The sequence below is a fragment of the Spirosoma koreense genome, assembly GCF_054777875.1.
On record NZ_BAAHAC010000013.1, the window covers coordinates 105,593 to 121,339 of the forward strand.

At 54.0% G+C, this 15,747-nt stretch carries 8 protein-coding genes; 4 read left to right on the forward strand and 4 right to left on the reverse strand.

Going from position 1 to position 15,747, the window contains the following annotated elements; translation table 11 throughout:
• Positions 1–26 precede the first annotated feature (26 nt).
• Positions 27–341: an antibiotic biosynthesis monooxygenase gene (locus ACYVC2_RS12335; RefSeq protein WP_461102735.1), complete on the forward strand. Its 315-nt coding sequence runs from the start codon at positions 27–29 to the stop codon at positions 339–341.
• A gap of 332 nt (positions 342–673) precedes the next feature.
• Here ACYVC2_RS12335 and ACYVC2_RS12340 read toward each other — a convergent pair whose 3' ends face one another.
• From ACYVC2_RS12340 to ACYVC2_RS12350, 3 genes are all read right to left on the reverse strand, one after another.
• Entirely contained in the window at positions 674–4,138 is a 3,465-nt protein-coding gene (locus tag ACYVC2_RS12340; RefSeq protein WP_461102736.1) for a PVC-type heme-binding CxxCH protein, read from the reverse strand.
• A gap of 75 nt (positions 4,139–4,213) precedes the next feature.
• Positions 4,214–5,452 carry an SGNH/GDSL hydrolase family protein gene (locus ACYVC2_RS12345; protein WP_461102737.1) on the reverse strand — a complete coding sequence of 413 codons (1,239 nt, stop codon included), beginning with the start codon at positions 5,450–5,452 and terminating at the stop codon, positions 4,214–4,216.
• Positions 5,453–5,724: 272 nt separating this feature from the next.
• On the reverse strand, positions 5,725–5,931 hold the full coding sequence (locus ACYVC2_RS12350; protein WP_461102738.1) for a hypothetical protein: 207 nt from the start codon (positions 5,929–5,931) through the stop codon (positions 5,725–5,727).
• Between the two features lie 485 nt (positions 5,932–6,416).
• Between ACYVC2_RS12350 and ACYVC2_RS12355 the strand changes: the two genes are divergently transcribed.
• From ACYVC2_RS12355 to ACYVC2_RS12365, 3 genes are all read left to right on the forward strand, one after another.
• A complete protein-coding gene (locus ACYVC2_RS12355; RefSeq protein ID WP_461102739.1) occupies positions 6,417–6,578 on the forward strand; it encodes a helix-turn-helix domain-containing protein in 162 nt (53 codons plus the stop codon).
• Positions 6,579–6,799: 221 nt separating this feature from the next.
• Complete coding sequence (locus ACYVC2_RS12360; protein WP_461102740.1) at positions 6,800–13,384, forward strand: FG-GAP-like repeat-containing protein; 6,585 nt, start codon at positions 6,800–6,802, stop codon at positions 13,382–13,384.
• A gap of 188 nt (positions 13,385–13,572) precedes the next feature.
• Positions 13,573–13,917, forward strand: a complete 345-nt coding sequence (locus ACYVC2_RS12365) for a LytR/AlgR family response regulator transcription factor (RefSeq protein WP_461102741.1) — start codon at positions 13,573–13,575, stop codon at positions 13,915–13,917.
• 837 nt (positions 13,918–14,754) lie between these two features.
• On the opposite strand, the gene ACYVC2_RS12370 is transcribed toward ACYVC2_RS12365, so the two are convergent.
• The gene (locus tag ACYVC2_RS12370) at positions 14,755–15,732 is read right to left on the reverse strand and encodes a DUF4886 domain-containing protein (protein ID WP_461102742.1); all 978 of its coding nucleotides are present in this window, start codon (positions 15,730–15,732) and stop codon (positions 14,755–14,757) included.
• Positions 15,733–15,747 lie beyond the last annotated feature (15 nt).

Below are 15,747 nucleotides of genomic sequence, written 5' to 3' on the forward strand. Positions count from 1 at the left end.
TGGGTTGATGGCTTTACGTTCCTAATATGTCACGGTACTGTCTGAGTTATGGCTGGTTGGTATGGCTGTCGGTACGGGCAGGCTGCCTGCCGGAGGTCAGCCGCTTGTTTGAGGGCTCGCTCCGTGGGGTGCTGGCCCATCAGCCGGGCTTTATCGAGGCCCAGTTTTTAACCGAGCCGGGCCAGGATCGGTGTCTGGTGGTGAGCCTGTGGGTGAGTGCAGACTGCTGTCAGCGGGCCCAAAGCAGCCATGGCTGCCAGACGGTGTTTCAGCAGTTGGGGGTGTATTTTGCGGCTCAGCCCACGGTAGCCTGCTGTGAGGTGATGGGGCAGATCAGCTGACTGCCGTCGGAAAGGATATGGGTTAGGGCTGGTTAGGGCGCAGTATAGTTTTAACTGAGCAGTGCGTGCTGGTCAATGCAAGTAATGTTGAACAGACGAACTTGATTTTACAAGCACTGTGATTTCCCTTTCAGGCGGCACTGGCAACCTTGCTTTCTTCATTCCCGTTATGAACCAGTCCCTTTTTTCGAAAGGATTGCAGGTCTTATGAACGATTCTACATTAAGGAGGGGGAAAGTTGAATTGATCAGTTACAATAACTATCAACTATAATCCATAGCATACGTTTTTTAGTAAAGTCGTCTTTTGCTCAACGGAAAATCACTTTTAATTTAACGGCCCATAACGAGCCGGGCCTGGGCGGGCGATTGTGGAGCATCCTGCAACTGAATTCCCAGTTCAGCAGCCTTAAATTGTGTGCGGTCAATAGCCAGCGTGATGGTTTGAACGCCCTGCTGCAGATCGACAACTACACCGCTGGAGGATAATTTTAAGGGCCTTGATCCGGCCCAGCCCATTATACCAGCCGTTGACGTAAAGCGTAACTCAACGTTGCCTTTGCTGACTACTTCCAGATTGAACTGCACGAAACTGAACCGTTTAGTTGGTCCTGCTTCCACAATTGGTAGTTCATTAATGGGTAATTCGCCAGATACCTTACTGTAAATGGGCATGACGGGTAATTTCCCGTTATCCTTCGCTACATAGATTCCTCCTTCTTCAACCAGTTTTCGTGATAATTCCCTGGTGGCTGAAACGACGCTCCACCGTCGAACAAACCGGGTCGCAGGGACACGGTATGGACCTCCCAGTTTTGAAAGAAACCCAATCAGGTTAATGAACTCCTGCTTGTCCAGGCCTGCTGTCAATCCAGGAGGCATTAGCGAACCCGGCGTTTTTTCAATCGTGCTGATCTGATTTTTCGGGATTGAAATTTCCTGTCCCCCTACATCACGAACCACGACCTCCGAGGTTCCATTCCCCACCAGGTAAGCCATTAGTTCAGTCCCGTCTTTTTTTACAATACGCTGAAGTTCATAACCTTCTTTGATCGACAGCGTTGGGTACAAAACCGAACGGATGATGGTTTCGACCGGCGAACTGGTGCCCAGGCTACTTAAATCGGGTCCGATACGTCCGCCCGCTCCGCCGATAGCATGGCAGGTCTGGCAAAGCAGTTCACTTTTTCGAAATACCTGCTCACCCAGAGCGGGGTCGGCCGATTGGCTGATGGTTTGGGCTAACGCCGTAATTTCAGGGTTCGTCAGTTGCTGAGGCATTCGTTCAACGGGTAACGCACCGCCAGCGGCTTCCAGGGCTTTTTGTAGGGCCAGCACTTCGTCAGCTTTCTGCCGATTCCAGGGAATGTTACGGGTCATTAGCTGACGGCCAGCTTTGGCAAATGTTTCCGGTATTTTCTTTGCCATTATGTCGTCAGCCAGTGCCTGCGTACCTGCTTTGGAAGCAAAAAAGGCTCGAAACAAGTCAGAAGCATCGGTCTCAACAGGAATTGTTCGCAGGATTTCTGTACCAATACGAGCGGCTTCGGACGCATCCAGCGACGCTAGTTGGGCCGTAGCCAACAGCCTTAGGTCCGGTGTGTTTTTCGGCCCGCTCATATTGACCAGCATTTGTTGGGTTTTATTGCTTCCGATAGCAGCCAGTGCCGCCAAAGCAGCTTTTCTAATGGATTTATCGCCTTGCCGAACCAGGCTCGCCAGCCGTTCGCTCAACTCTTCCATACGCCATAGCCCAGCCAGTCGAATGGCGTTGGTGACAATTGATTCATCAGGGCTGCTCATAAACCCAGCAATGCGGCTCAGGTCGTTTGTCGGTTTTACGGCACGTTGGTGAGCTGCATCGCCCAGAGCGGCCAGCCTAGCAACGGTATTTTTGTCCTGTGACTGCTGAACCGTCATGTCGAATAACGTGTTCAGTTCCGCGGTTTTGCCCCACTTGGCAATCGACGTCAGTACGTCCTTCTGATAGTCGTCAGTCACTTGGCCTTTCTGATACAATTGCGCTAGTTGGGCAACTGCTTCTGAATTACTCACCGATTTGAGGGCAAATACTGTTTTTTTTGCATCACCTAAAAAGTTCGACTCAGCTTTCAAGCGACTGGCCCACTGTGGTTCGAGTTCGCGAACGGTTTGCCAGAGCGCAAAATCCAGGAATTCATCCATTGGGTGATCAAGTGCTGTAAGGGCTGTACGGGCCGCTTCGGCCGACTGAAGTTTTCGTAAGGCAATGACTGCCTCCAGCCGCACTCGCGGGTGCGGATCTTGCACGGCTTTGGCTAACAAGGCAGGCTCATCCTTTAGTTGTCCATGCCACAAGTGAAAGGCGCGTAACGCGGCTGCCCTCGCATTGTGATCGTCGGCTTTCAGCAGGTTCAGCAGCAACGGCTCATTAACGACGTTGAGGGTCTGATAAGTCCAGAGTGCTTCCAGCAGCAAGTGTTCATAGTTGGCGTCTTTTTTATCCAACCCAGTTACCCATCGTTCCAGTTCGGGAGTTACCGCTTTCGCCCCCCGGCCTTTCAGAACCTGTTTGGCCTGCAAACGCGTCCAGTCTTCGGGCAAACGTAGTGCTTCGAGTAATTCAGGAATCGTGCCTTTTTCGAGCTGTGGCTTTTTTACCAGTGGCCGATTTTTAGCCACGATTCGCCAGATACGCCCATGCTGCTGATCGCGACGAGGATCATGAAAGTCGACTTCGCCGTGCTGAATGATTGGATTATACCAGTCCGCTACGTAAATCGCTCCATCTGGACCTACTGAAATATCGACCGGACGAAAGGCTACATGATCTGTCCAGAGCAAATCTTCCTGTTGTTTTGACGCAAATCCACTACCCTGTTCTTCCACCTTAAAGCGATTGATCCGGTTGGCGCGAAAGTCATTGGTAATCAGGCTGCCTTGCCAGGAATCGGGCAGATGCCGACCTGAAATAATATCCAGCCCGCTGTGTTTTGGCTGACCGGGATTAAGTCCGCGAATAATACGCTCAGCGCCCGGAGCAGTCAGGAAGGTAGCGCCAGGGAAGGCGTAATTAATTCCTTCAAAACCAGCCCCATCCGTCATAAATGTAGTGCCCCAGTTCGTAAACTGTAATCCCCAGGGATTTACTAATCCTTTAGCATAGACATCAAGGTCAAGCTGCTCAGGACGCAATCGCCAGACACCACCCCCTTCCAGCCGTTTGATACCCGATGGTGTTTCTACGTGGCTGTAGATATAGATGGATTGATTAAAGTACAAACTACCTTCGGGTCCCCAACGGAACGTATGGATTAGGTGGTGCGTATCCGCCGTGCCAAAACCGCTCAGAATCCGGCGTTTTTTGTCCGCTTTGCCGTCGCCATCGGTATCGGCAAAATGCAGAATCTCGGTTGAGTTGGCTACGTACACGCCACCGTCGCCCGGTAAAATACCCGTTGGGGTGAGTAGTCCTTCGGCAAAAATGGTCGATTTGTCGGCCTTCCCATCGCCATTGGTATCTTCCAGAACAAAAATCTTGTCGTTGGCCTGTTCGCCCGTTTTTAGATGCGGATAGGCTGTACTGCTCACCACCCACAGCCGCCCTTCTGCGTCCCAATTCATCTGAATCGGTTTGGCTACCAACGGCTCGGCGGCAAACAAAGTCACCTCAAAACCATCAGCAACCTTAAACGATTCGAGTTCTTTTTGTACGTCGGGGTCAGGCACATCGAGGACTTTATCCTGATTCACCAGCGCTGTTGTCAGTACCAGAACTGGAATAATCAGACATTTACGCAGCAAGGATAGGAGTTGCATGATTAAAGAGCGAAAGTGTGTAAGAGTGCAAGAGCGAGAGTGCGATTGAGTCATTTTTTCGCTCTTTCACTCAATTTATTTAAGCTGAATGAGTTGATACGTAGTGGTTTTGCGTTGATTGGTAGTCGCTATTTGGCCTTCCAGCCAGGTAATGATAAAGCTTTGCTCCTCCAGCCCTTTCTTATGACGGCCCTGTTCGTAAGACCGAAAACCAATGATATACGTCTGATTCAGCGGACGATATTGGAAAAAATGAAGCTCATTCTTCTTTTGAATGAGCTGACGTAATTCAGCCGAGCGCGTAAACGATGGCCCTTGCCGAAGTGTAACCCCTTCGGTCCATTGCTTCGCCGATGCCGTAACTACCTCGTCGCCGTTGACCGTTAGCGTGTAAAATCCTTTTTTTAGGCCTTTAATGGTCAGCGTTTGTCCGTTATCGACCGAAATGACTTTCCCGTCCTGTTTCGGTGAGGGCAGAGGCAAATAGGGTTCGTCGACCAAAAAATTCACGTTTGTTGCCCTTTTATCAACCGTCAGTTGTTTCGTCGGAACGCTTGAGTCGATTGCGTTTTTGGCCAGATCGATGGTAATACGGCCGTTACGGGGAGGTAACCCCAGGCCACCTTCGAATGCCGTCGCCAGGTAATAATACCCCGTTTCGTTGAGGTGTAAGCCGTCGTCGGTAAGTACCGTTTGTTTACTGGCCTCCTGGATTGGTCTAAACAGATCGACATAACGCTTTTTGCGTTCAGCGGCTATTTCCGCAATGGTTTTGGCATAAAGTTCCAGCATGGCGTTGCGTTGCGTTACGATGTCGGAAGAAGGAAGTAATACCGGAATGGGCGACACGAGAATGGGTTGAGCGCCAAGCTGGTCAATTTTGTCGAGCAACTGGCTCAAGCCCTGTTTAAACCGTGTCAGCCCGGCTTCGCCTTCCTGCGCTTCAATACCACCATATGCCAGAAACACTACCGTTGGTTTGGTGTTGGTGATTTGCTGAATGAGCAGTTCGTAGGGCGTAGGTGGCGTGGTTACGTAGCTTCGGGCGTCGCCAAACACGTTATCGCCCGACCAGCCGAGGTTGCGATACGTTACGCTGCGACCCGGCCAGCGCGTGGTCAGGGCCAATTCAAGATAGCCGTATTGCACATCGTCTTCGATCAGTGAATTGCCCAGAAATACAACCCGGTCTCCTTCAGCAAGCTCAAAGTCTGTTTTCGATAAGGCCGCTTTAGACTGAGCTGAAGCAACTGGGCAAAGCCCTATAAAAAGTATGCTTGAGAAATAGGTTAATACGATCAGCAGCTTACGCATGAATGAGTTTATTAATAGGCAATGGTTCTCGATCCTGAGCAGCATAAAAAGCTACTTACATATAGAAAATAACGATCTGTCTTATGGGGTTTCATTAAAAAAATGGCAAGCCCATCTTTTCCGGCGACGATTATGTCGTTTCGGCCAGTGCCGCGTAGGTCGGCAATCGAAAAGTAAAGGCCAACTCCTTTGCCTTCTCCATACGGCCCAAGCTGATAAAATTCTTTGTGAATGACTTGCCATTCCACTTGAAATAATACAGGCCAACGGGGTCAATGGCGTCTGGGTCGTTCCCGTTGTGGGGTCCGGTATCGTTTCCGCGTTATTAACTCTTTCTCTCCATCCTGATCAATATCCCCCCATTCCATCGTATGATACTGCGACTGAAACGGGTCGATGGGATGCTTGGTAAAGGTGATCGTTTGATTGACCCGTTTTTGTTCATACCAATCCAGTCCATAGTTATGTCTTTGGTCCACAATTAGATCCATCAGTCTATCCCGGTTAACATCCGTTACACTAATGGGAACACGGGTGCGGTTCAGGTTAAAAGCAGGATGATGTTTCCAGAGTGACTTATCCGATCGATTTTTAGGAGCTTCCAGCCATCGACAATATTTTTATCAAGCGACTGTGGCGAACCGTAAAATACGAACGGTCCGCCGTAGCGGCATATATATACATGCTTATTCAGAGGGTTTAGTTCTAGAGCGTGGTTTGACCAAGTATTTTCATTTTTATAACTAAGACCAAAACACCAGTCACTGGATTACCAAACTCCAGCCCAATGGTGTATTGATGGTACAAAAGGGAAGAAAAATACAATGTTCTAGTCGGCTGCTATCATCTTAACAACCGGTTCGGAGGCTTAGGCTACGATATCACCCTGGTCTAATTTACCAACAGCGGCTAAGGCACGCGTCACTAGGGAGTTGCCGGATGCCTGCTTACCGCCCACGAGCTGTTGCGCAACTACCGCCTGAAACAAGCCGCCCAACTGCTGCGCTCGGGCGTCTTGCTGAATGAGACGGCTTATCAGGTGGGCTTCGAGCGTGCGGCCTACTTCAGCAAATGTTTCCGGGAGCGCTACCAGGTGAGCCCCCGCGACTTTGTGGCCCAAGGCTGAGAAAACAGCCGTAAATACCTCGTTTTGGCCCAGGATGAACCATTTGTTATCGTATTTGGATCATTTGTTATCGTCTGACAGGGTACTCATGCCCTACTTTTGATCCAGTCCCGGAAGAGAAAAACACGGGTCTGAGTCGGCTACTCGGGTGGCCGACAATGCCCTAGGGTACATCTTCTATCGCCTGAACCTTACAGAATTCTGTCATCTACTCTACTTGTATGAAACACACCTACTACCGATTGGTTCTGCTGCTGGCCCTGTGGTCCCTGGTCCAACTGGTTTCCGGTCAGGGGCTGACCCTGACCGGGCTAGCGCCGACCCGCAACGCCCGCTCGGCGCCCCAGACCACCAATGTGGGCCTGACCTTTAATCAGGGGCTAAGCAACAATGCCGCTACGCTAAATGGCGTGCGGGTGTTCAGCGCCCAGCGGGGCGGTTTGCTGCGCAACGGACAGGGGGGTAGCGCCAGCGTAAGTGGTAGCACGCTCAGCTTCAACCCGACGACCAACTTCAAGCCGGGTGAGACGGTGTATGTCACCAGCACAACGGCCATTCAGAGTACAGGTGGTGCCCGGCTGAGTCGGGGGCAGGTCTATCAGTTTACCACCGGGGTGGGGGAGACTGGCACGGGCAACTTCACCGCTCCGGCCACCAATCCTGAGCCTGGGGTGGGGAGTCGTCCCGCCAGTGTGGCGGTGGGAGATGTGGATGGGGACGGAGACCTGGACCTGCTCACCGCCAATTATCTCAGCTCCACCGTGAGTGTACGGCTCAACAACGGGTCGGGCAACTTCACTGCCCCCGCCATCAACCCCGAACCTGGGGTAGGGTCTATTCCCTATAGCGTGGCGGTGGGGGATGTGGATGGGGACGGCGATCTGGACTTTGTGACCGCTAATTTTGGCGACAATAACGTGAGTGTGCGGCTCAATAACGGCCGGGGTAACTTCACCGCCCCGGCTAGTAACCCTGAGCCTGGGGTAGGGGCTGCTCCCCAAAGCGTGGCGTTGGGGGATGTGGATGGGGATGGGGATCTGGACTTGCTCTGCGCTAATTCTGGTCGTCTCGACCACACCGTGAGTGTGCGGCTCAATAATGGGTCGGGCAACTTTACCAACTTGGCAAACTATGCTATAGACTATCAAGCCCAATGCTTGGCATTGGGGGATGTGGATGGGGATGGCGATCTGGACTTTGTGGTCGGTACTTGTTCGGGCAACCAATGCTACCTGAGGTTAGAGGTCAACGACGGGTCGGGTAACTTCACTTCTCGAGAAATTGCGTATGGAGATGGTATCTATAGCGTGGCGTTTGGGGATCTGGACGGGGACGGGGATCTGGACCTGCTCCACACTAACAGTGGCTTCAACGCCGTGACTGTGCTGCTCAATGATGGGTCGGGCAACTTCACTGGTCAGGACATTAGTGTAGGGAATTCTCCCCAAAGCGTGGCGGTGGGAGATGTAGATGGGGACGGCGATCTGGACGTTGTGACCGCTAATGCTAGCGGTGCCACCGTGAGTGTGCGGCTTAATGATGGCACGGCCCATTTCACCGCTCAGGCCACCAACGCTGAACCTGGGGTAGGGAGTATTCCCGTTAGCGTGGCGTTGGGGGATGTGGATGGGGACGGCGATCTGGACGTTGTGACCGCTAATCAGAACAGCAACACCGTGAGTGTGCGGCTGAATCGGCCATATCCCCTCACTCTTAGCGGCCTGTCGGCAAGTCCCAACTCCGTGTGTGTGGGCCAACCCTTTACCATAAATGCCACACTGGTCACACTCGACGACCTCAGTACCGGCTACAGCTACACGCTCACCAGTGGTACGTCGACCACTACGGGCAGCAGTACCAGTGCTGCCTTTAGTCAGACGCTGATGGCCAGTGGTTCGGGGACACAAACCGTCATCCTGACGGTCAGCAGCCGAGGACAAGTAGTCACCGCTACTACCACCCTGACCGTGACCCAATGCTTTAGCCTGACCGGACTCAGCCCCGCCCGCAACGCCCGCTCGGCGCCTGCGAACGCCAACGTGGTCCTAACCTTCGCTCAACCGCTCAGCAACAATGCTGCTACACTGGGGGGTGTGCGGGTGTTCAGTGCCCAGCGGGGCGGTTTGCTGCGCAACGGGCAGGGGGGCAGCGCCAGCGTGGCTGGCAACCGGCTCAACTTCAACCCGTCGCTTAACTTTAAGCCGGGCGAGACGGTGTTGGTCACCAGCACGACGGCCATTCAGGGTACGGGTGAGTCCCGGCTGGACCGGGGGCAGGTCTACGGGTTCACCACGGGGGTGGGCGGCACGGGCCGGGGTAACTTCACCGCTCCGGCCATCAATCCGGAGGCTGGGGTAGTGGGTCTTCCCGTTAGCGTGGCGGTGGGGGATGTGGACGGGGACGGGGATCTGGACCTGCTCACCGCTAATGAGGACAACAGTACCGTGAGTGTGCGTCTCAACAATGGGTCGGGTAACTTCACCGCCCCGGCTGTCAACCCCAACCCTGGGGTAGGAAGTTCTCCCACCAGCGTGGCTTTGGGGGATGTGGATGGAGACGGGGATCTGGACGTTGTGACCGCTAATCGGAACAGCGCCAACGTGAGTGTGCGTCTCAACAATGGGTCGGGCAACTTCACCGCCCCGGCTACCAATCCGGAGCCTGGGGTAGGGTTTGTTCCCGTTAGCGTGGCGCTAGGCGATGTGGATGGAGACGGGGACCTGGACCTATTGACTGCTAATCAGCTCAGCTCTACCGTGAGTGTACGGCTCAATGACGGGTCGGGTAACTTCACTACCCCGGCTACTAACTCAGAGCCTGGGGTGGGAAGTGCTCCCACCAGCGTGGCGTTGGGAGATGTGGATGGGGACGGCGATCTGGACGTTGTGACCGCTAATGCTAGCGGTGCCACCGTGAGTGTGCGTCTCAACAATGGGTCGGGCAACTTCACCGCCCCGGCTGTCAACCCCGAGCTTGGGGTAGGGGGTCGTCCCTATAGCGTGGCGTTGGGGGATGTGGATGGGGACGGCGATCTGGACGTTGTGACCGCTAATCAGAACAGCAACACGGTGAGTGTGCGGCTCAACGACGGGTCGGGTAACTTTACCGCTCCGGCCATCAACCCGGAGGTTGCGGTAGGGGATGCTCCCCGTAGCGTGGCGGTGGGGGATGTGGATGGGGATGGCGATCTGGACCTGCTCACCGCTAATCAGAGCAGCCCCACCGTGAGTGTGCGGCTCAATAATGGGTCGGGCAACTTCACCGCCCCGGCCACCAACCCCGAGCCTGGGGTAGGGACTACTCCCCTCAGCGTGGCGTTGGGGGATGTGGATGGGGACGGCGATCTGGACTTTGTGGCCGCTAATGTGAACAGGAACTCCGTGAACACCGTGAGTGTGCGACTGAATAGCGAATTCTTCCTTACTGTTAGTGGCCTGTCGGCCAGTCCCAACCCCGTTTGTGCGGGCCAACCCGTCTCAGTTGTGGCCACAGTGAACAACTTTAATGGCGGCTACAGCTACACGCTCACCAATGGCAGCTCCGTCACCAGCGGCACGGCCACCAGCTCAGCCTTCAATCAGCGCCTGACGGCGGGTGGTCCGGGCGTGCAGAGCGTCACGCTGACGGTCAGCAGCAACGGCCAACAGGCCACGGCCACTACCTTGTTTAGTGTCACTGCGCCCAGCCCGACGCTGATCAGCAGTGGCCCGCTTACCTGCGCCAACACCAGCGTGACGCTGACGGCTGGTGGGGGCAGCTCGTACCGCTTTGCCAGCGAGAGTGGGGTGCTGGGCGTACCTGGTCCGTCCAACACGGTGGTGGTCAGCCGCGCGGGGACTTACTCCGTAACGGTCACCGATGCCATGGGCTGTTCGGCCGTGGCTAGCACAAGGGTCGAAAGCCGCACCGCCACCGTGACCATCACTAACCCAACCGTTACTACAGCGACAACCAGGCAAGACTTCACCCAATCTTTTAGGTTTTCGAATGAAGATGACTCCTACAGCTACAGTCTGAACAGCGGCAGTCTGCCTCCAGGTCTTAGCCTGTTGGACAATGGGGCGGTACAAGGTTCGCCTACCCAGGCGGGCAGTTTCACAATCACAGCCAAGGCCACCGGCATGGCCACCGGCTGCTCGGGTATCAGTTCACCCTATGTACTGACGGTGACTGATCCCACGCTAACCCTGGCTGGCTTGGCGGCTAGTCACAACCCTGTGTGTGTGGGCCAACCCTTTACCATAAGTGCCACACTGGTCACACTCGACGACCTCAGCGTCGGCTACAGCTACACGCTCACCAGTGGTACGTCGACCACTACGGGCAGCAGTACCAGTGCGGCCTTTAGTCAGACGCTGATGGCCAGTGGTTTGGGGACACAAACCGTCATCCTGACGGTCAGCAGCCGAGGACAAGTAGTCACCGCTACCACCATCCTGACCGTGACCCAATGCTTTAGCCTCACCGGACTGAGCCCCGCCCGCAACGCCCGCTCGGCGTCTGCGAACGCCAACGTGGTCCTAACCTTCGCTCAACCGCTCAGCAACAATGCTGCCACACTGGGGGGCGTGCGGGTGTTCAGTGCCCAGCGGGGCGGTTTGCTGCGCAACGGACAGGGGGGCAGCGCCAGCGTGAGTGGTAGCACGCTCAACTTCAACCCGTCGCTCAACTTCAAGCCCGGCGAGACGGTGTATGTGACCAGCACAACGGCCATCCAGGGTACGGGTGGCGACCGGCTGGACCGGGGGCAGGTCTACGGGTTCACCACGGGGGTGGGCGGCACGGGCCGGGGTAACTTCACCGCTCCGGCCATCAATCCGGAGCTTGGGGTAGGAGATTATCCCCAAAACGTAGCGGTGGGGGATGTAGATGGAGACGGCGATTTGGACCTGCTCTGCGCTAATCAGTATAGCAACAGTGTGAGTGTGCGGCTTAACAACGGGTCGGGCAACTTTATCGCCCCGGCCATCAATCCGGAGCTTGGGGTAAGAAATTATCCCCAGGGCGTAGCGTTGGGGGATGTGGATGGGGACGGCGATCTGGACCTGCTCTGCGCTAATAGTTTCAGCGACAACGTAAGTGTACGGCTCAACGACGGCACGGGCAACTTCACCCCCCCGGCCATCAACCCCGAGTTTGGGGTAGGAGGTACTCCCTACAGCGTAGCGTTGGGGGATGTGGATGGGGATGGCGATCTGGACGTTGTGACCGCTAATTATAACGGCAACACCGTAAGTGTGCGACTCAATGACGGAGGAGGTAACTTTACCGCCCCAGCGGTCAACCCCGAGCCTGGGGTAGGGAATTACCCCCAAAGCGTGGCATTGGGGGATGTGGATGGGGACGGCGATCTGGACCTGGTGACCGCTAATAGTTTCAGCGACAACGTAAGTGTACGGCTCAACGACGGCACGGGCAACTTCACCCCCCCGGCCATCACTCCGGAGATTGTGGTCGGGAGTAATCCCGTTAGCGTGGCGTTGGGGGATGTGGACGGGGATGGCGATCTGGACCTGCTCACCGCTAATGGTAGCAGCACCGTGAGTGTACGGCTCAACAACGGGTTGGGCAACTTCACTGCCCCCGCCATCAACCCGGAGCCTGGCGTAGGGAATTATCCCAGTAGCGTGGCGTTGGGGGATGTGGATGGGGATGGCGATCTGGACCTGCTCACCGCTAATGGTAGCAGCACCGTGAGTGTACGACTTAACAATGGGTCGGGCAACTTCATTCCCCCGGCCATCAATCCGGAGCCTGGCGTAGGCAGTGGTCCCTATAGCGTGGCGTTGGGGGATGTGGATGGAGACGGGGATCTGGACCTGTTGACGGCTAATTCTAACAGCGCCAGCGTGAGTGTACGGCTCAATGGGGGACCTCCTCTGACTCTCAACTTGTCCGGTCTGTCGGCCAGTCCCAATCCCGTCTGTGCGGGTCAAGCCCTCTCGTTGACGGCCAGCGTGGGCAATCTCACTACCAGCTACAGCTACACCCTCTCCAACGGCAGTACCACCCTCAGCGGCTCGGCCACCACCCCCACCTTTAGTCGGAGCCTGACGGCCAGTGGCTCGGGGGTGCAGACCTTTACCCTAACGGTTAGCAGCGGAGGGCAAGTCGCCACGGCCACCACCTCCCTGACGGTTAATGCCCCGCCCGCGGCCAGTGCCTTTGCTTCCTCCACGACGGCCCTGGTGGGCGATGTGATTAGCCTGAGCGCCAGTGGAGGAACCAGTTATCTGTGGACCGCCCCACCGGGCGCTACCCTCACGTTGCCCGCCACCGCTTCTACCGTCTCCGCCACACTGACCAGCGCCGGGCCCCAAACCTTTACCGTCACCGTCAGTCAGGGCAGTTGTAGCCAGACGACCACCGTGACCGTGACGGCGATTCAACTGCCCGACCTGACGCTGATGCTCTACGCGCGTCCGTCGACGGCCAGAGGCAATCAGCCCATCACCGTGGTGGTCGATGTGTTTGAGATCAATGGCATTCCCACCAGTGGTCCCATCACGCTGAAAATCGCCAAAGATGCCAACCTCACGCTGAGCTTCGATGGGGGCTTGAGCAGTATCGGGGGCAGGCCGGTGCAGAACAGCCAGTGGACGTTTGGGGGTCTCTCGGGCGGGTATTACACGTTGACCCATAGTGGGGTGCTGTCCGGCACGAGCTCGTCGGTGGGGCTGACGGGGACGCTATCGGCAGGGTCTTCGACGGGGGTGGTGACGGTGAGTGGGATTGTGTTGGGGGGAGGGGATGGAACCCTTGACAACAACACCGATGCCGACAAGATCGAGTATTTTCAGCAGTGATGAGCTTAACAGCCCAGGTATCAAAGGACTGAGATCAGCAACCAAGTGCGTTAAATGAACGGCTATTATATCCCTAGGTTTCCTAAAATAGTCCGGTCAGCGGGTCGCTTCAAACCTACCCGCTGACCAAGCGTACTGGACCCCTGACTAGGCCTCGAAGGGAAATTGCTTTCAACCAACTTTACTCCATGACAAAGCCTGATACGCTAAAATTACCGGGTCTTGCTCCGATGGCGCTGAGCCAGGTTCTTTACCTGCAAGGTGCTGGCAACTACACCATCGTTCATCTGCTCACTGGTCAGCGTTTTATGCTAGCTAGCACCCTGCGTAAGTTGCAAGCACGAACCGGTTTCTTACGAATCCATAAATCGTTTTTAGTCAATCCATCCCATGTCCTAAGCCTAACGAAAGGTCCAGCTCGGCAAGCCAAAACCATTCAACTACCGAATGGACTCAGGCTGGCGGTTTCCAGAGGCCATTATGAGCATGTATGCGGGCAACTCGATAGTAGTACTCAAGTCATGAATAAGTAGGATTTTAGCCCCAAGTCGTCGGCTAGGCTGACCACTCCTTACTTGTCTGAAAAATTCATCTCAACGAACTGGTGAATTACTGGCTAACCTTACTAGTGCTCCTATGAATGGCTTTAAGCAAAATCGGCAGGTTATCTTCGGCTGGCTTTGCTAGCTAACTGAGCCGCTCACCTATCCGTTTCTGTCTTGTCCTGATTGGAATCGGAGGTTTACTAAACGGATTTTTCTGAACGGTCAAATCGATGCCAACCACCTTATTTACAGGTTGTAGAAAGGTTCAAAAAATGGCAAATATAACCGTTAAATTGAACGATTTCGGATACTTAGAAAGAAGCTCTCATATATTACAATTCCATACCTAATTTTTGTAAAGGTCTCATCGCAACGGCGGCCCGTCGAAGTTTATGTTTTCGCTTACGTTGGTGCATTTAATGGGGTAATTAATTCAATGTTGCATAGGGTGGACCCTGTTGTAGCCAATGCTCGCCCGTGTCGTAATTGTATGGTAATAATCATAATAAAAGCCTTCGCTCGTCTGGTTTCCAAATAGTATTGCCAGAAACGGCTAAAGTCAGGCTCAAAATACGTCATCGCCTTCATAACGTGCACAGTGTCCCGAATCCACGGCACAAACTGCTTCCGCACTTTGCCACCAAGCCGAATTATTTAGCGGTAAACGGATTCGACAGTTTGCTTTTGTAGGCTGCTAAGCAGGGTCTCATACTCACGGTTTCTTTCCCAAACTGTGTTTGTCCCTGGCCAAAACTACCAAGGAAGCCTCAGTAAGTATATTGACAATCAGCGCTATTTTTAACGTGTAGGCCATAAAAGGAACGATTAGTGTTTGATGCCTGCCCACTTTGTAGCCGACTTCTTTCGCTCTTTTTTAACGGTTGACCAGGCCGTTTTTCGTAACTGTTTAGCAAAAGCTTGGTCAATTTCTTCAGGATAAAACGTCAGCTTAACTGGTGATTCATTAAAGAGAAAACTATACCAAACTAATCCACCTAAGTAGCAACCGGCGGCACTGGCGTGATGGGAGTCAAACGCCAGCTTACCTTTATCCCAGCGATACCCCGCGTTCAATGAATGAGTTTGATTAGGCAGATTTGGCGATTGTGGGTGGCTGAAATTAAACACATCATCTTTTTTGTAAGCCCATTTAGCCATTGAATTTATCCGCCAGAACGCGTCACCAGTTGGAATGATCGGAATCCCTAATTCGTCAGCAACCGTATGATAGGCGGCCCTTGATTTCTCCCACATTTCCTGAGAAGTTTTAGCTGAATCGTTCGTCGCGATTTGGCTAAAATCCTTTGAATCAATGCGGTAAGCCCAGGTCTGATGAAAGACAACGGTAGCGTTAGGCTGTAGTTTTTTAACGTAATCATATAATTTACGCGCATAGGGCCGATACGTTTCCACATCGCCGGAAAGAATGGATGCCTGCTGGATGGTCACTACATCCCAGACACCTTCAGATAACAGCATTTTCAGGGATTTCCCTGCGTACGGTTTGCCTTTGGGATCGTCTGGGTTCTGTTCGGCAGCCGCCACATGATCCCAGTGCCGTTGCAGGGAACTACCGCCTAGTTCAGCGCGTCCGATAATGAGTTGATGACCACCTTCTTTACTTAATTGAGGTAGATATTTTGACGCATTTTGCGAAAAACTATTGCCAATCATAAACAAGTGCAACGCTGGCTCTCCGCCATTTGCACCTGGCGTTGCCGATTGCGCAAACGCGACTTCGGCTGAAAAAAGAAATAAGAAAAGTAGAACTGACTTTCGAGTAAAGCGACTGACAATAAGCATGTTTCGTAATTTATA

What these genes read in the sequence shown, in the direction of transcription:
- ACYVC2_RS12335 (WP_461102735.1), top strand. Translation starts at nt 27, where the DNA reads ATGTCACGGTACTGTCTGAGTTATGGCTGGTTGGTATGGCTGTCGGTA.
- ACYVC2_RS12340 (WP_461102736.1), bottom strand. Translation starts at nt 4,138, where the DNA reads ATGCAACTCCTATCCTTGCTGCGTAAATGTCTGATTATTCCAGTTCTG.
- ACYVC2_RS12345 (WP_461102737.1), bottom strand. Translation starts at nt 5,452, where the DNA reads ATGCGTAAGCTGCTGATCGTATTAACCTATTTCTCAAGCATACTTTTT.
- ACYVC2_RS12360 (WP_461102740.1), top strand. Translation starts at nt 6,800, where the DNA reads ATGAAACACACCTACTACCGATTGGTTCTGCTGCTGGCCCTGTGGTCC.
- ACYVC2_RS12365 (WP_461102741.1), top strand. Translation starts at nt 13,573, where the DNA reads ATGACAAAGCCTGATACGCTAAAATTACCGGGTCTTGCTCCGATGGCG.
- ACYVC2_RS12370 (WP_461102742.1), bottom strand. Translation starts at nt 15,732, where the DNA reads ATGCTTATTGTCAGTCGCTTTACTCGAAAGTCAGTTCTACTTTTCTTA.